The organism is Plantibacter lichenum (assembly GCF_050587525.1).
GTDB lineage: Bacteria > Actinomycetota > Actinomycetes > Actinomycetales > Microbacteriaceae > Plantibacter.
This window is the reverse complement of record NZ_JBOBFT010000006.1, coordinates 231,808-248,142: the sequence shown is the minus strand read 5'-3', so window position 1 is coordinate 248,142 and position 16,335 is coordinate 231,808. Positions and strand designations below refer to the sequence as shown.

The 16,335-nt window shown below is 67.4% G+C and carries 13 protein-coding genes and 1 tRNA gene; 11 read left to right on the top strand and 3 right to left on the bottom strand.

All coding sequences use genetic code 11. The features are described from left to right. Nucleotides 1-77: 77 nt before the first annotated feature. Both aceB and aceA read right to left on the bottom strand, forming a co-directional pair. The gene (gene aceB, locus ACQ3HB_RS10590) at nt 78-1,733 is read right to left on the bottom strand and encodes a malate synthase A (protein WP_430920013.1); all 1,656 of its coding nucleotides are present in this window, start codon (nt 1,731-1,733) and stop codon (nt 78-80) included. 113 nt (nt 1,734-1,846) lie between these two features. Further along, the gene (aceA, locus tag ACQ3HB_RS10585) at nt 1,847-3,133 is read right to left on the bottom strand and encodes an isocitrate lyase (protein ID WP_430920036.1); all 1,287 of its coding nucleotides are present in this window, start codon (nt 3,131-3,133) and stop codon (nt 1,847-1,849) included. Between the two features lie 279 nt (nt 3,134-3,412). Between aceA and ACQ3HB_RS10580 the strand changes: the two genes are divergently transcribed. The 10 genes from ACQ3HB_RS10580 (at nt 3,413) to ACQ3HB_RS10535 (ending at nt 14,320) form a co-directional block, all read left to right on the top strand. Continuing rightward, nucleotides 3,413-4,939 (top strand): helix-turn-helix domain-containing protein, encoded by a 1,527-nt coding sequence (locus ACQ3HB_RS10580; protein WP_430920012.1) that lies wholly within the window; start codon nt 3,413-3,415, stop codon nt 4,937-4,939. A 382-nt stretch (nt 4,940-5,321) separates the two neighbouring features. After that, entirely contained in the window at nt 5,322-5,549 is a 228-nt protein-coding gene (locus ACQ3HB_RS10575) for a hypothetical protein (RefSeq protein WP_430920011.1), read from the top strand. Nucleotides 5,550-5,625: 76 nt separating this feature from the next. After that, nucleotides 5,626-6,462 (top strand): siderophore-interacting protein, encoded by an 837-nt coding sequence (locus ACQ3HB_RS10570; RefSeq protein ID WP_430920010.1) that lies wholly within the window; start codon nt 5,626-5,628, stop codon nt 6,460-6,462. Nucleotides 6,463-6,663: 201 nt separating this feature from the next. Then, a tRNA-Trp gene (locus ACQ3HB_RS10565) sits at nt 6,664-6,736 on the top strand. Nucleotides 6,737-6,778: 42 nt separating this feature from the next. After that, complete coding sequence (secE, locus tag ACQ3HB_RS10560) at nt 6,779-7,057, top strand: preprotein translocase subunit SecE (protein WP_430920009.1); 279 nt, start codon at nt 6,779-6,781, stop codon at nt 7,055-7,057. A gap of 108 nt (nt 7,058-7,165) precedes the next feature. Next, nucleotides 7,166-8,101 carry a transcription termination/antitermination protein NusG gene (gene nusG, locus ACQ3HB_RS10555; RefSeq protein ID WP_430920008.1) on the top strand — a complete coding sequence of 312 codons (936 nt, stop codon included), beginning with the start codon at nt 7,166-7,168 and terminating at the stop codon, nt 8,099-8,101. A gap of 99 nt (nt 8,102-8,200) precedes the next feature. Next, nucleotides 8,201-8,632, top strand: coding sequence for a 50S ribosomal protein L11 (rplK, locus tag ACQ3HB_RS10550; protein ID WP_347870612.1), 432 nt, complete (start codon nt 8,201-8,203; stop codon nt 8,630-8,632). A 93-nt stretch (nt 8,633-8,725) separates the two neighbouring features. After that, complete coding sequence (gene rplA / locus ACQ3HB_RS10545; protein ID WP_430920007.1) at nt 8,726-9,415, top strand: 50S ribosomal protein L1; 690 nt, start codon at nt 8,726-8,728, stop codon at nt 9,413-9,415. 610 nt (nt 9,416-10,025) lie between these two features. Then, nucleotides 10,026-10,601 carry a hypothetical protein gene (locus tag ACQ3HB_RS10540; protein ID WP_430920006.1) on the top strand — a complete coding sequence of 192 codons (576 nt, stop codon included), beginning with the start codon at nt 10,026-10,028 and terminating at the stop codon, nt 10,599-10,601. After that, nucleotides 10,598-14,320 (top strand): zinc metalloprotease, encoded by a 3,723-nt coding sequence (locus ACQ3HB_RS10535; protein WP_430920005.1) that lies wholly within the window; start codon nt 10,598-10,600, stop codon nt 14,318-14,320. Before ACQ3HB_RS10540 ends, ACQ3HB_RS10535 begins: the two co-directional genes overlap by 4 nt. A gap of 119 nt (nt 14,321-14,439) precedes the next feature. Here the strand turns inward: ACQ3HB_RS10535 and ACQ3HB_RS10530 are convergent, their stop codons facing one another. Continuing rightward, nucleotides 14,440-15,468 (bottom strand): NADP-dependent oxidoreductase, encoded by a 1,029-nt coding sequence (locus tag ACQ3HB_RS10530; protein WP_430920004.1) that lies wholly within the window; start codon nt 15,466-15,468, stop codon nt 14,440-14,442. Between the two features lie 219 nt (nt 15,469-15,687). Between ACQ3HB_RS10530 and ACQ3HB_RS10525 the strand changes: the two genes are divergently transcribed. Then, a complete protein-coding gene (locus ACQ3HB_RS10525; RefSeq protein WP_430920003.1) occupies nt 15,688-16,320 on the top strand; it encodes a Pr6Pr family membrane protein in 633 nt (210 codons plus the stop codon). Nucleotides 16,321-16,335 lie beyond the last annotated feature (15 nt).

Below are 16,335 nucleotides of genomic sequence, written 5' to 3'. Positions count from 1 at the left end.
ATCGAAGGAGTTATGCGCGATGGCACGCGACGCGGGCCGGACGGATCGAAGGAGTTGTGCGCGATGGGCGCAGCAGCTCAGTCGAGGTAACGCGCGTAGGCGGGCACGGTGAGGAAGGTGGGGAACTCGTCCCGCAGCGCGACTTCGCGGAACAGCTCCGCGGCATCGTCGAACCGGTCGCCGTCGAAACGGGTGAGCGATGCGAGGAGCGCGCCGAGCACGCCCTCCACCCGTTCCCGCGTGATCGGCAGGCCGTCATCCGTCGCGACGTCCTGGTGGATCCACTGCCACACCTGTGAACGGCTGATCTCAGCGGTCGCCGCGTCCTCCATGAGCCCGTCGATCGCCGCCGCACCGATGCCGCGCAGCCACGAGTCCAGGTAGCGGACCGCGATCGACACGTTGTCGCGGAGCCCCGCATCGGTCACAGCCCTGCCGATGTGCACGTCGAGCAGCTGCGCAGGCGTCACGTGGACGTCGTCGCGGAGCCGGTGGAGCTGGTTCGGGCGGTCGCCCAGCACCTCGTCGAACTCGAACCGTGCCGTGGCGATCAGGTCCGGATGCGCGACCCAGGTGCCGTCGAAGCCGTCGCCGGCCTCTCGTCGTTTGTCCGCGGAGACCTTCGCGATCGCCCGCTCCGTCACCTCGGGGTCGCGACGGTCCGGGATGAACGCCGACATGCCGCCGATCGCGTGCGCGCCCCGCTTGTGGCAGGTCTGCACGAGCAGCTCCGTGTACGCCCGCATGAACGGGACGGTCATCGTGACCTCGCTGCGGTCGGGGAGGACGAAGCGCGCACCGCGACCCCGGTAGTTCTTGATGATGGAGAAGATGTAGTCCCAGCGGCCCGCGTTGAGGCCGGCGCAGTGGTCGCGGAGGACGTAGAGGATCTCGTCCATCTCGAATGCCGCGGGAAGCGTTTCGATGAGCACGGTCGCGCGGATCGTGCCGTGCGCGAGGTGCAGATACTCCTCCGTGAAGGTGAAGACGTCGTCCCACAGCTTCGCCTCCTCGCTCGATTCGAGCTTCGCGAGGTAGAAGTAGGGGCCGCGGCCGCCGTCGATGAGCGCCTGCGCGTTGTGGAAGACGTACAGGCCGAAGTCGACGAGGCTGCCGGACGTCGCCATCGAGGAGCCGGCGCGGTCCACGAAGCGGAGGTGCTTCTCGACGAGGTGCCAGCCGCGCGGGCGCATCACGATCGTCGGCGTCTGCTCGGCCGTGACCGCGTAGCGCTTGCCGGCGTCGTTCGTGTAGGTGAGCTCGCCCCGGATCGCGTCGCGCAGGGAGAGCTGGCCCTCGATGACGTTCTTCCAGGTGGGGCTCGTGGCATCCTCCTGATCGGCGAGCCACACCTTCGCCCCGGAGTTGAGGGCGTTGATCGTCATCTTGGGGTCGGTGGGGCCGGTGATCTCGACGCGACGGTCCTCGAGACCGGGACCCGCGCCGGCGACGCGCCACGCGCCATCGGATCGGATGTGCGCGGTGTCGTCGCGGAACTTCGGGTCACGGCCGTTGCCGATCTCGAAGCGGCGGCGCATGCGGTCGGCGAGCCGATCGTGCCGGATGCCGGAGAAGCGCTGGTGCAGCTCGGTGAGGAAGGCGAGGGCGTCGGGGGTGAGGATCTCGTCGTAGCGGCCGCGGAGGGGGCCGACGACCTCGATGGCGGGGCCTGCGGCGGTGGTCGGGATCGCTCCCGTTGTGGGGAGGGTGCGGGTGTCGAGGAGCGTGTTCATGATGATCTCCGATGCGGTTGTGGTGCGGGGTCCATGGCCCTTCGACGGGCTCAGGGACCGGGACGACCGGTCCCTGAGCCTGTCGAAGGGTGAAGGAGGAGAGGGACGTGGGGCTAGTGGAACTGCTGGGCCTCGGTGGACCCGGCGAGGGCGAGGGTGGCGCTCGTCGGGTTGAGGGCGGTGGCGACCAGGTCGAAGTAGCCGGTGCCCACTTCGCGCTGGTGCTTGGTCGCGGTGTAGCCGCTGGCTTCTGACGCGAACTCCGCCTCCTGCAGATCGACGTAGGCGCTCATCGCACGGTCCTTGTAGTCCTGGGCGAGCGTGAACATCGAGTGGTTGAGGGCGTGGAATCCGGCGAGGGTGATGAACTGGAACGCGTAGCCCATCGAGGCGAGGTCGCGTTGGAACGAGGCGATCTGCGCGTCGTCGAGGTGGGATCGCCAGTTGAACGACGGCGAGCAGTTGTAGGCGAGCTTCTTGCCGGGGAACCGCTCGTGGATCGCTTCGGCGAAGCGGCGGGCGAGCTCGATGTCGGGTTCCGCGGACTCCACCCAGAGGAGGTCGGCGTACTCCGCGTAGGCGAGGCCGCGGGCGATGACCGGCTCGATGCCGTTCGTCACCTCGTGGAAGCCCTCGGGTGTGCGCTCGCCGTTCAGGAACGGACGGTCGCGTTCGTCGATGTCGCTCGTGATGAGGGTCGCGGCGAGCGCGTCGGTGCGGGCGATGACGATCGACGGGACGCCCGCGACGTCCGCGGCGAGTCGGGCCGCGTTGAGCGTGCGGATGTGCTGGCCGGTCGGCACGAGGACTTTGCCGCCCATGTGTCCGCACTTCTTCTCGCTCGCGAGCTGGTCCTCCCAGTGCACGCCGGCGGCCCCGGCCTGGATCATGCCGGACATGAGCTCGTAGGCGTTGAGCGGACCGCCGAAGCCGGCTTCCGCGTCGGCGACGATCGGGGCGAGCCAGTCGATCTCCGTGCTTCCGGTCTCCGCGAACTCGATCTGCTCCGCCCGCAGCAGCGCGTTGTTGATGCGACGCACGACCGCGGGCACCGAGTTGGCAGGGTAGAGGCTCTGGTCGGGGTAGGTCTGGCCCGAGAGGTTGGCGTCGGCGGCGACCTGCCAGCCGGAGAGGTAGATCGCCTTGAGCCCCGCGCGCACCTGCTGGACGGCCTGGTTGCCGGTCAGTGCGCCGAGCGCCGGAACCCATTCCTCGGTGTGGATGAGGTTCCAGAGGTTCTCTGCGCCGCGGCGGGCGAGGGTGGCGTCTTCGCGGACGCCGCCGCGGATCCGGACGACGTCCTCGGCCGTGTAATCGCGGCGGACGCCGTCCCAGCGGGGGTCGGTGTCCCAGCTCTCCTGCAGCTCGGCTGCCGTCTGCGTCTGGTCGCCGGCGCGCAGCGGCTGGCGGTGCTGAGGTTGGTGCGTGGGCTGGGGCTGGTGCGTGGGCTGGGGCTGGGTGGCTTCGGTGCTCACGGGGTGCTCCTGTCGTCGGGGTGTGCGATGCCGGTGCGATGTCGCCGCGGTTCGTCCAGGACGGACGACTGCGGAAGATCCGATGTTCGGTCGTGCTGGTATCGATCGTGCGCCCCGCGGAAGCCGCCGGAATGGGATTGGTCAGCAGAAGAACCGCAGAAATTCTGTTTGCCAGAAGAATCGCCCCGTGGCAGCATCGACCGCATGACCAGCACCGATGCTGTGACGCGACCAGCAGACCCGACGGCCCCACTGGCGCCGATTGCGCCGACGGATCGGGCGGCCCCGTCCGCGCCCGCCGACGCGCTCGTTCTCGGCCGTCGTATCCGCGAAGCGCGCATCCGGGCCGGTCTCACACTCGACGACCTCGGGCGCGCGATGGATCGAGCGCCCTCGCAGGTGTCCGCGATCGAGAACGGTCGGCGGGAACCGGGGATCTCGATGCTCCGGACGATCGCATCGGCGGTCGGCGTCGGCGTCGACGAACTCCTCAAGGACGAGGCGCCGAGCGAGCGCGCCGCGCTGGAGATCGCCGTCGAGCGGGCTCAGCGCGGGCCCGTCTTCGCATCGCTCGGCATCGACCCGGTCCGGGTGTCGAAGGGGACGGCCGATGAGACGCTGCGCACGATCCTCGCCCTCCACGACGAGGTCTCGCGCCTTCACCGTGAACGGGCCGCCACACCGGAGGAGGCGCGTCGGGCCAACGCGGAGCTGCGCGCCGAGATGCGCGCCCACGACAACTTCTTCCCGGAGCTCGAGGTGATCGCGCGCGGGCTGCTCGACGCCGTCGGCCACACGGGAGGGCCGGTCTCGCAGCAGACGGTCGCCGACATGGCGCAGCACCTCGGCTTCTCGCTGCACTACGTCGGCGACCTCCCGCATTCGACCCGGTCGGTCCTCGACCATCGGAACGGCCGGATCTACCTGCCGACCGAGCAGTCGGCGTCGCGCGATTCCCGATCACCCATCCTGCAGGCGTTCGCGAGCCACCTGTGCGGTCATGCGGAGCCGCGGAACTACGCAGACTTCCTCCGCCAGCGGGTCGAGACGAACTACCTCACGGCTGCGATCCTCCTGCCCGAGCGCGACACCGTGAAGTTCCTCACCGAGGCGAAGAACCTCCGCCGGATCTCGATGGAGGACCTGCGCGATGCGTTTGCAGTGTCGTACGAGACGGCCGCGCATCGCTTCACGAACCTCGCGACGAAGCACCTCGCGCTGCCCGTCCACTTCATGAAGGTGCACGAGTCGGGGACGATCATCAAGGCGTACGAGAACGACGGGGTGAGGTTCCCGTCGGATGCGCTCGGCGCGGTCGAGGGGTCGACGGTCTGCCGCAACTGGACCGCGCGGTCCGTCTTCGACGTCGAGGACCGATTCAGTCCGTGGTACCAGTACACGGACATGGCGACGGGCACGTTCTGGTGCACCTCCCGCATCGAGAAGGCGAAGGAGGGCGAGTATTCGGTGAGCGTGGGAGTGCCGTTCGCGCACGTCAAGTGGTTCCGTGGCCGCGAGACGACGCACCGGGCCGTGTCGAACTGCCCGGACGACCGATGCTGCCGCCGCGCCTCGTCGGAGCTCTCGGACCGCTGGGCGGGTCGCTCCTGGCCGGCCGCCCGGACGCCGACGAGCCTGCTCGCCGCGCTGCCGACCGGCACGTTCCCGGGCGTCGACCAGGTCGAGGTGTACGAGTTCCTGGAAGCCCATTCGCCGGCCGCGACCGCGTGAACGCCTTCGGCCTCCGGATGCGTCCACAACGCAACAGATGCGGAAGATCTCATCAAGAACTCCTCACGCATAGCATCTGATACTTGTGTCTGATAGCGTTTTCGACGACGGAACGCAGGAACACGGTCCGTCATCCCTGACGATCACGACGGTGGCCCCCAATCGCCCCGTGATCAGCTGTGGAGTCGGTGTCGGCACTCTCGTCACGGGAGTGCCGACATCGCTGCGTGCGCGACGGAGGGTCGAAGCGGTCGTCGGCCCTGCCAGTCCTCGCCGTGATTGTCAACCGACTGTCGCCCTCGCGCACTCGCGCCTAGCGTGGAGGTCCGGGGGATGTTCGTGGGCTGTCCGCGAGACCCACCCGGACAGAAAGGCACGACCCATGTCGAAAACGTTCCGTTGGATCCTCATTATCGCCGTCGGCGTCACCGCCTACGTGCTCGGCGCGAAGGCCGGCCGTGAGCGCTACCGCGAGATCCGCCAGGTGGCACTGTCCGCCTGGAACGACCCGCAGGTCAAGAAGATTCGCAAGCGTGCCGTGAAGGAAGGCAAGAAGGCGACGAAGGCCGCCACGAAGCAGGCAGAACAGTTCGCCAAGCGCCACCGGTGATTCGCTCTGCCGATCGTGCGCTCGCGGTTCCCGTGGGGAGGTGCACGAGGGGGTTAGGTGAGCCTATGCTCATTCCATGACCGAACAGCAGTTGCCCCAGGAGATCGCCGTCACGGCGGTCGTCGACGTCACCCCACGCCTTCGTCGCGTGACCTTCGGCGGACCGGGCGCCGCGGTCTATCTCGCGGAACCGCATCGCGAACCGAACGTCAAACTCTTCTTCCCCGATCCCGCGGGCGGCGCGTTCGACCTGCCGAAACGCGCCTTCGGCCGCTACGTCTGGAAGGCCGGGGCGCGAGAGCGCGTCCGTACCTTCACCATCCGCAGCATCGATGACGCCGCCGGAACGTTCGACGTCGAGTTCGTCCTGCATGGGGGAGGGGTCGCCGGGTCATGGGCCGCCTCGGCCGCGATCGGCTCGACGATCGGCGTCCTGAGCGGCGGCGGCAACCTCATCGGCGATGCGAGCTGGAAGCTCCTCGTCGGCGACGAGACCGCACTGCCGGCGATCGCATCGATGATCGAGGGCTTCGACGCGGAGCAGCGCGGCATCGCCCTGATCGAGGTCGCCGATGCCGCGGAGGAGCAGCCCTTCGCGACTCCGGAGGGCTTCGAGGTCCGTTGGCTGCACCGCGACGGCGGCGATTCGGCGGACGTCTCGCTCCTCGCTGACGCCGTCGAGCTCCTCGACCTGCCGACGGCCACGGAATCCGTCCGGGTCTGGGTCGGCGCCGAATCCGAGACGGTGAAGGCGATCCGCACGCACCTGCGCCTCGGCATCGGATTCGATCGTCGCGAGCAACTCGTCATCGGCTACTGGAGCCGCGGCCTCGACGAGACCGCGTACGCAGCGGGATCCCGCAACAATCGCGCACACGACGAACTCGACGAGGAACTCTCGCACGAGATCTGATCGGCGGAACACCTCCCGAGTTCCTGCATGAAGCCCTGGCGTTTGTCACCGGGTCCAGCGTGCCGTACACTTGAAGGAGGTAGTTGAAATCTGCCATGCTTTTTTGCGCCTATTTTCCCCGTGAGCAGTCGAGAGTCTGTCCAGGTGGAAGCGGGTGGGAAAATGCAGGTAGATTCGACCCCTGCAGTGCATCTGCACTGAAGGGCGGTGGCTCAATTGGTAGAGCAGCGGTCTCCAAAACCGCAGGTTGCAGGTTCAAGTCCTGTCCGCCCTGCGAGTCGGCACGACGAGTGCCGGCACACGAAAGGTGTAACGAGTGGCCCCGAAGACAAGCGAGACGCCCGGTGAGGACGTCGTCGTCAAGGCGAAGGCAGATCGCGCCGAACGGCGCGGGTTCTTCGCGGGGATCATCCTGTTCCTGAAGCAGGTGGTGGCCGAACTCAAGAAGGTCGTCACCCCCACCAGGAAAGAACTCATCAGCTACACGGCTGTCGTCCTCGTGTTCGTCGTCATCATGATGGCCCTCGTGTACGGCATCGACTTCGTGTTCGCCTGGGTGGTCACGCTGGTGTTCGGTACGCCGGCGGCGAGCTAGTCCAGCCCCACAATCGAACAACGGCGGCATGACCGCCTCGTACCCGGATCGGGTGCGGCGTCCGGCGGAACATCCGCATGGCGTGCAACAGGAATGGAATGGAATTCAGTGTCTGAGCGAAACGTGAACGACGTCGACTGGGCGACCGCCGCTGAGCAGTCCTCGGAGGACGACGAAGCCCAGGAGGGCAACGTACTCGCAGCCGACGAGCACTCGGTCGACCCTGCTGAGCACAACGCCCTGCACGTCGAAGACGAGAACTCCGACGAGGTCGACCTCGACGCAGTCCTGGACGCCATGGCCGAAGCAGTCGACCCCGAAGCCGATGCAGTCGTCGAAGACGCTCTCGAGCTGGACGAGGCCGCAGAAGTCGAAGCCGCCGCTGAAGCCATCTCCGAAGAAGAGGAAGAGCCCGTCGAGGAGGAAGACCCCTACGACGCCTTCCGCAAGGAACTCCGCTTCCTGCCCGGCAAGTGGTACGTCATCCACTCCTACGCCGGATTCGAGCGCAAGGTGAAGGCCAACATCGAGCAGCGCAAGTCCACGCTCGAGGTCGCCGACTACATCTACCAGGTCGAAGTGCCCATGGAAGACGTCGTCGAGATCAAGAACGGCCAGCGCAAGATGGTCACGCGTGTCCGGATCCCCGGCTACGTGCTCGTCCGCATGGACCTCAACGAGGACAGCTGGTCGGTCGTCCGCCACACCCCCGGTGTCACGGGCTTCGTCGGCAACGCGCACAACCCCACCCCGCTCCGCTTCGAAGAGTCCTTCAACATGTTGAAGAGCCTCGTCGAGGTCAAGGAGACCGCACCCGTCAAGGGTTCCGGCGCCAAGGGCAGCGCGACGCAGTCGCGTGTCATCCCGGCCGAGGTCGACTTCGAGATCGGCGAGACCATCACGATCAAGGAAGGCTCGTTCGCGGGTCTCCCCGGATCGATCAGCGAGATCAAGCCCGAGAGCGGCAAGCTCACGGTCCTCGTCTCCCTGTTCGAGCGTGAGACGCCCGTCGAGCTCAGCTTCGACCAGGTCACCAAGCTCTAACCGAGCACCCCAAGTTTTCTCGAACCACCGCCGCCCACCGGGCGCGCGGGAGAGCGCCCATCATCCGATGGCACTCGAACCCACAAAGAAGGAAGAAACATGGCACCGAAGAAGAAGGTCACGGGTCTGATCAAGCTGCAGATCCAGGCCGGCGCCGCCAACCCCGCTCCCCCCATCGGCCCCGCCCTTGGTCAGCACGGCGTCAACATCATGGAATTCTGCAAGGCGTACAACGCAGCGACCGAGTCGCAGCGCGGCAACGTCATCCCCGTGGAGATCACCGTCTACGAGGACCGTTCGTTCACCTTCATCCTGAAGACGCCCCCGGCCGCCGAGCTCATCAAGAAGGCTGCCGGCGTCGCCAAGGGTTCCGGAACCCCGCACACCGTCAAGGTCGCGAAGCTCACCAAGGAGCAGGTTCGTCAGATCGCTGAGCAGAAGGCTCCCGACCTGAACTCGAACGACATCGAGGCTGCATCGAAGATCATCGCCGGCACCGCCCGTTCCATGGGCATCACCGTCGAGGGCTAATCACCCCGATCCGCAGGGCTCGCGCCCTTTCTTAATCATTCGTGGCAGCGCCGGCCAGGCGCAGATGACCACATTTCTCATAGGAGAACGCACATGGCACAGAAGTCGAAGGCCTACCGGGCCGCAGCCGAGAAGATCGAGGCTGACAAGTTCTACACCCCCAACGAAGCGGTCGCCCTCGCGAAGGAAACCGGTTCCGCGAAGTTCAACAGCACCGTCGAGGTCGCCCTCAAGCTCGGTGTCGACCCGCGCAAGGCGGACCAGATGGTCCGTGGCACGGTCATCCTCCCGCACGGTACGGGCAAGACGGCTCGCGTCATCGTGTTCGCAACGGGACCGGCTGCTGAAGCCGCCATCGCTGCTGGCGCTGACGAGGTCGGCGGCGACGAGCTCATCGAGAAGGTGGCCGGCGGCTACACCTCGTTCGACTCGGCAGTCTCCACCCCCGAGCTCATGGGCAAGGTCGGTCGTCTCGGTAAGGTCCTCGGACCCCGTGGCCTCATGCCGAACCCCAAGACCGGCACCGTGACGCCGGATGTGGCCAAGGCCGTCTCCGACATCAAGGGCGGAAAGATCGAGTTCCGCGTCGACAAGCACTCCAACGTGCACTTCGTCGTCGGCAAGGCCTCGTTCGACGCTTCGCAGCTCGAAGAGAACATCAATGCAGCCCTCGAAGAGGTCGTTCGTCTGAAGCCGTCCAGCTCCAAGGGCCGCTACATCCAGAAGGGCGCCGTGTCGACCACGTTCGGCCCCGGCATCCCGCTGGACGTCAACGTCTTCTAAGCACTGCAGCTCACTCGTTGAGCACGAAGGGCCCCACGGTACGCCGTGGGGCCCTTCGTCGTTCCCGGGGTGTTGAGCTGCCCTCGGGATTGAGCACAACTCCTTCGATCGGCGCATCGGACCGAGCGGCCGCCGCATGTTTCCGGGGTTCTCGCTTCCGGACTGTCGAAATCGAAGGAGTTACGGTGTGGAGGGCTTCGACGGGCTCGGCGACCGGGCGCCGGTCCCGGAGTGTTTCGAAGGGAGGCGAGGTCCGTGCGCAGTGCCCGGAGGCCGGCCCTGAGCCCCTCGGAGGGGACGGAGTCGGCGCTCCGATGCGCCATCGACGGATACCCCGGCATCACTCCGGCGCCCCCGTGCGATCACCGGGCAGGTGACGTGATATCACGGCGCAGATGGGCACGTACTACAGACGGCAACGGATGGGAGAGATCGGCCAGGATTGTGGGCCGATTCCCAGGATTGTCATTCTGTCCGACCGTGGCGCGGATCTTGCGCCGCGACCGCCACGCAAGCGCCCCGGGATGTCGACCCGGGCGCCGTGCGTCCCCCCTCTCCGGGCTACCGTGTCAGAAATATAAAACACGAGTAGCTCAGGAAGTGGTTCATCGTGCGGTTCGATCTCTTGTCCACCATCGCCATTGCGGCGGTACTCGTCGGTGCCTCATCGGCTCCCGCAGACGCCTCCACCGGAGTCGAGGTGACCTCGACCGCCCCACCCGGCACCGCTGCCGTGTGGGTCGACGTGGAGCATCCGGACGTGACGCCGGAGAACACGAGGCTCACCATGCGCACGGTGGACGAAGCCCTGCCAACGACGCCACGACCGACGACATTCGGCCTGACGACGATCGTCGACGTCGGCGCGGGCGAGCTCGCGCTGGTGATCGATGCGGACGCGAGCGTCGACGCCGACGTCGCATTCACCTATGTCGACACTGCAGGGAAGGTCCTCTCCGCACGATCCTCGCGCATCGACATCGGTCCGGGTGCTGACCCGGCGCCGGGATCGATCACCCCGGGCGCACCCGACACGGGAACGGACGATGAGCGGTCGGCTGCGGCGAAGAGCGGTTGGCTGGCGAACTCGGGCTGGACGCTTCCACTCGCGCTCATCGTCGCCGCGGTCATCGCGATCGCGCTCGGCCTCGTGGTCCGTGCCCGCAGGATCGGTGGCCGCGCATGATCGCGCGTCTGCTCCGCAGCGGGCTCGGAGTCGTGCTGTGCAGCGCGCTCGTCGTCGTCGGTTACACGGCACCGGCCGGAGCGACGGCCCCCACCTCCTCCGACGTCGCACTCACGAGCGGTCCCGAATTGGCCGAACGGGTGCTTCCCGATCGCACCTTGCCGCTCATCGACAGCGAAGCGGGTCACGGTGAACGGCTCAGCACCGACGCAGCGACGATCGTCGACCTCGGGCCGGCCGGTCGCGGCCACCGCTCGGCACTCCTGCGCGTCAGTGTGCTGAGCCCCGGCGAGGACGTCACGGTGCACGCGGGCGGTTCGCCCGCCCTGCACACGAACGGCGGACGATCGGCGTCGACGACCGTGCTCGTCCCGATCCGTGACGGCGCCGTCTCCCTCTGGGGGACGGCGTCCGCGCCGCTGCGGGTCGAAATGCTCGCCGGCTTCTCCGGCCAACCGAACGCTCCCGGATCGGTCGTCGAACTCGACGCACCGGTCACCCGTGCAGACGAGACGACGGGGTTGGGACTCGACGGTCTCACCACCGGCCGATTCGTGGTGGGCTTGACCGGACAGGGCGGCGTGCCGAGCGAGGGTGTGCGCGCCGTGTTCGTCACGCTCAGTCACACCGGCCCGGCGGAGACGATCTCGTTGGGAGGCCAACGGTTCGACCTTCCGGAAGGCGACAGCTTCCTCTCGACCTTCGTGGCTCCAGACGCTGACGGGTCGACGACCGTCGTCGCGCCGACCGGCTCGGCCTCGGTCAGGGTGGACGTCCGCGGGTGGGTGCCGGAGGCGGCCGCGAACGCGTCCGCCGCGAATCTTCGTGGTGGACTCACCTTCGGTGAGCCGACGACCAAGACGACGTCGGTCTCCGACACCGCTCCGCAACGCGTCGCAGCGAACGTCTCGGCCGACGCCCAGTACGTGATCGCACTCGTCGGAGCCTCCGCAACCACGACGACGACGCTCGTCGAGCTCGATCGTCCTATCCTCGGGCGAGGCCGCGGAGTAGTGGTCGACCCCGTTCTCGGTGCGATCCCGCAGCTCACCATCGGCGCGGTGTCCGCAGGGGCCTCCGAGCTGCAGGTGCAGCGCGGGACCACCGAGGCCTCGGTCACGACGATCGGGTCCGTGCTCGGCGCGGCGGTCGAGGACGACACCCCGTCGACCCTCACGATCGATTCGCCGTCGCAGGATGCAGATGTCGACCTCGGTTCGGCGAGCACCTTCACCATGTCCGGTCGTGTCACGGAGGCCGGCAACACCATCGAGCGAGTCGAGATCTGGGCGACCGGACGACTGGACGAGAACCGTCAGCGGCTCCTGATCGGCACGGCTGTCCTGCGCTACGAACACGGAAGCGCCGTGAATTGGGAGTTCGAGACGAGCGCCCCGACGAGCGACAGGTACACGTTCGAAGCCGTCGCCGTCGACCGCGCGAAGAACGAAGGCCGCGCCTCGGTGACGGTCGATCTGCGCCTCCCCGACGACGACGCGATCGTGTATGACGCGGACGCCTGGGTTGTGGGAGACACAGAGACCGTGCGCGCCGCGGACGCCGACGCGGTGTGGAAGGCGAGCACGGACGACGGCGTGGCACAGCTCATCGCCTCAGATGCAGAGAGCCTCGTCTTCGACCGCAAACCCGCCTACGCCCCGGGTGCGTTCGTGGTCGGTCCGAGCTCGCCGGCGGCCCCGGACGGGTACATGCGAACGGTGACGTCGATCGACCTCGTGAACGGATACTGGACCGTCTACACGAGCCAGGCGACCATCGAGAACGTCTTCCATCAGGTCAAGCTGGATGAGCAGCGGGACATCATCGGTGCCGCCACAGGCCTCGGGATCCCGGACACTCCGGTCTACGAGAGCGACGACGAGATCGAGTCGATCCGTGAACCCGGCGGTGACGCCGGGATCACCGTCTCCGACGTTGACTCCGACGAGTTCGACCTCGGCGCCCAGCCGATCGCAGTCGACCACGTGAAGGACGGGACCGAAGCGCTCAGCGGCCCGCGCGCGCTCAGTGCCGAAGGAGACGTCTTCAACACGGCGATCTCCTACCCGCTCGAACTCGCCTGGCGGTCGGACGGCACGTCGTCCGACACGACGGAGGCGAGCGCGGAGACGAAGGACGCGGCGAAAGCCGGGGTCGTCGCCGCCGGCGGGATCCATCTGCGCGCAGAAGCCTCGCTCGCGCTGCGGCTGCACGTCGCACTCGACGTCGGCGTCAGATGGAAGTGGGGATTCATCCCGGTCCCGACCGTGCGCGAATTCTCCGTCGTGCTGCACACGGTGATCGCCGGGGAGGTCGTGGCGACCGTGAACCTCAGCGCGTCCTGGACGAAGGAACTCCGCAAGCAGCTCGCCTCGATCGCCGCGGATGCGCTGGTGTTCTTCGTCGGCCCGGTCCCGGTGGTGATCGTCCCGTCCTTCGATCTCTCGGTGAAGGTCGACCTGTCGGCCGAAGCACGAGGCGAGGTCCGATTCGCCCAACGAGTGAGCCGGACCGCGGAGTACGGCTTCATCTACCGATCGTCAAGCGGCCTGCAGACTGTCAGCACCTCGTCGACCGGATCCTCTGGAGCATCGGTCAGCGCTGGGGCGCACGGCAAGGCGACGATCGTCGCCGGACCGATGCTCAGCGGTTCGATCCTCATCTACGGCCTCGCCGGTCCGTACCTGACGGCATCCGCCCAATTCGGCGCGACGGCCACCGTCGACGTCGTGGACGGGCGTGTGGACTACCAGCTCGAAGCGGTCGTGAAGGCCGCGGTCGCCGGAGGGCTGCGCGTCAAGCTGCCGCTGATCGGATCCCTTCCGGAGCTGGAGCTCCTGGGGTTCTCGAAGTCCTTCGTCATCGGCTCGACCAAGGGGCAGATCGCCCCGCCTGAGCGGGCGATGCAGAGGCCGACGCAGCCGGACGCCGTGCTGCAGAGCGAGACGACGCCGAGCCGGACGGGGGCGCCCGACCAGACCACCACGATCGGCGCGGTACCGCCGTCGTGGGAGGAGTTCCTCGGTTCCGCGTATGAGGACGTCGACGGGCAGTTCATCGTCAACGGCGACGAACCCGTGGTGGACGAATCCGCGCTGCGTGGCTTCTTCGACCGCATCACAGGGGCGGACCATCGAGGACCGGACCCGGCAGCCCTCACCGCCAACACCGGGGTCGACGATGCGCCGACGTTGTGGAGCGCTCCCGAGGTCGGCGCGCTCAGCTACTGCGTGAGCGACGACTTCGCGGATCGCAAACCGTCGGTCGTCGAAGCGATGCGGGACGGTGGCGCCATCTGGGAGGGCGCATCGTCGGCGATCCGCTTCGTCTACGACCCGAGTCAGGACGGGGCCTGCACGACCTCGAACGACTCGGTCGTGTTCTCCGTCGAACCCACCGAGACGAGCCGCTACATCGCTCGCGCGTTCTTCCCGAACACCCCGAAAGCGCAGCGCAACGTGCTCGTCACGCCGTCCCTCACGACATCCGGATGGGCGCCGGCGAACATCATCGCGCACGAACTCGGGCACGCCCTCGGGTTCAGGCACGAGCACACGAGGCCCGAGGCCGGCACCTGCTACGAGGACGATGACTGGACGCCGCTCACCCCGTACGACTCGGTGTCGATCATGCACTACCCGCAATGCAACGGGGGTTCCCAGGATCTGCGATTCAGTGAACTCGACGCGGTCGGGGTTCAGGTCGCCTATGGGCGGTGATCGATGCGGTTCGGTGGGGCACTTCGACAGGCTCAGTGACCGGGTGTTGGGCTCGGTGACCGGGTGTTGGCTCGGTGACGGGGTCCGGTCCCTGAGCCTGTCGAAGGGTGGTCGGAGGGTCAGCCCTCGGCGACCTTGAGGACGAGCTTGCCGCGGGTGTGCCCACGCTCGAGCGTGGCGTGCGCATCGGCGACGTCCTCGAGGTCGAACACCTCGTCGACGAACACCCGGACGTCCCCGGACTCGAGCAACCGGGTGATCGTGTCCAGGGTGCCGCCGTCCGGCGCAACCTTGTACGTCGTCGCACGCACCCCCGCATCCTGGCTGTCGTCGAGGAACGACGGCCAGCTCCCCGTCGGCGCGTTCACGATGAGGCCGCCGGGACGCAGGACGGACAGGGAACGCGTGCCCGTGTCATCGATCGTGTTGCCGACGAGATCGATGACGACGTCCACCTGGCGCACGACGTCCTCGAATCGTGTCGCCGTGTGGTCGACGACCTGCGAAGCGCCGAGCTCCCGCAACCACGGGAGATTCTGCGTCGAACCGGTCGTCACGACCTGCGCGCCGAAGTAGCTCGCGAACTGCACCGCGAAGTGCCCGACGCCGCCACTGCCCGCGTGGATGAGGATGCGCTGACCCTCGTGCGCCTTCGCGACGTCCACGACCATGCCCCACGCCGTGAGGGCGGCGAGCGGAACCCCGCCCGCCTCGACGTGCGAGAGCGTCGTCGGCTTCTTCGCGAGCCCGAGCGACGACACCACGACGTACTCGGCGTAACTGCCGAGCGTCCTCGGGAAGCTCGTGACGCCGTAGACCTCATCGCCCGGCTGCAGTTCCGATGCCTCGAACGGCGCCTGCACGACGATCCCGCTGAAGTCGAAGCCGAGCGCCGTCGGGTACGCGGGGATCGCCCCGGAGACGCCGCGACCGGCCCGAGTCTTCGCATCGATCGGGTTGACGCCCGCAGCGACCACCTTTACAAGGTATTCGGCGTTCACCCGGTCCGGGGTCGGTATCGACCCGATTCGGAACACCTCGGCACTGCCCGTGCCGTCGATGAGTGCCGCACGCATGGTCTCCGGGACGGGCCTCGGCCGCTCAGCGACCGCCGTCGTGGACCAGGAGTGCCCGATTCTGTGACGCATCGTCGCTCCTTCGTTGTCACTGCCATCCGCGCCCGGTGAGCCGGGCCGCGGTCGTACTCCTCATTCAAGACCGCCAATGAGTCGTCGATGTTACGGCGGTGTCAATTGGGTGAGAACGCACCCCTCTCTTTGGGGGACGGGTGAGGGGCGCGGGCTGAGTTCGAACCCGCTTCGCTCGCGTCGGCGGGAGCTCGCGGACTGGCCCGCTAGAGTGTCACCATGCGTGCTCTCTTCGGGGTCATCCGGCTCATCGCGGCCGGTGTGATCATCGCGGCCATCGTCGGTCAGCTCCTCTACAGCCTCACCTTCGACCTCCCCGATCGCGCGATGTTCTTCGTGAACTTCTTCAGCTACTTCACGATCCTGTCGAACGCCCTCGCGGCCATCGCGCTCATCATCGGCGCCTGGTTCAGCTTCCGGACGAAGATCGACCCGCCGTGGTTCAACCTGCTGCTCGCGGGCATCGTCACCTACATGGCGACGACGGGTGTGGTCTACAATCTGCTGCTCCGGAACATCTCCCTCGACCAGGGCGCCACGCTCGGCTGGTCGAACGAAGTGCTGCACCTGTACGCACCCATCTACCTCGTGCTCGTCTGGATCCTCGCCCCCGGCAAGTCGCGCCTGGAATGGCGACAGCTGTGGGCGATCATCGCCTTCCCGCTCGTCTGGTCCGTGTACACGATGATCCGCGGCGCGATCACCGGGTGGTACCCGTACCCGTTCCTCAACCCGGCGCAGCCCGGCGGCTACGGGGCGGTCGCCGTGTACGTCATCGCGATCGCCGGATTCATCGGCCTCATGGGCGTCGCGGTGGTCTGGCTCAGCCGCACGCGGATCATCCGCTCGTAGGGACGGCGACACGAC

Coding starts and splice junctions, on each gene's coding strand:
- aceB (WP_430920013.1), bottom strand. CDS start 1,733: ATGAACACGCTCCTCGACACCCGCACCCTCCCCACAACGGGAGCGATC.
- ACQ3HB_RS10580 (WP_430920012.1), top strand. CDS start 3,413: ATGACCAGCACCGATGCTGTGACGCGACCAGCAGACCCGACGGCCCCA.
- ACQ3HB_RS10575 (WP_430920011.1), top strand. CDS start 5,322: ATGTCGAAAACGTTCCGTTGGATCCTCATTATCGCCGTCGGCGTCACC.
- ACQ3HB_RS10570 (WP_430920010.1), top strand. CDS start 5,626: ATGACCGAACAGCAGTTGCCCCAGGAGATCGCCGTCACGGCGGTCGTC.
- rplK (WP_347870612.1), top strand. CDS start 8,201: ATGGCACCGAAGAAGAAGGTCACGGGTCTGATCAAGCTGCAGATCCAG.
- rplA (WP_430920007.1), top strand. CDS start 8,726: ATGGCACAGAAGTCGAAGGCCTACCGGGCCGCAGCCGAGAAGATCGAG.
- ACQ3HB_RS10535 (WP_430920005.1), top strand. CDS start 10,598: ATGATCGCGCGTCTGCTCCGCAGCGGGCTCGGAGTCGTGCTGTGCAGC.
- ACQ3HB_RS10530 (WP_430920004.1), bottom strand. CDS start 15,468: ATGCGTCACAGAATCGGGCACTCCTGGTCCACGACGGCGGTCGCTGAG.
- ACQ3HB_RS10525 (WP_430920003.1), top strand. CDS start 15,688: ATGCGTGCTCTCTTCGGGGTCATCCGGCTCATCGCGGCCGGTGTGATC.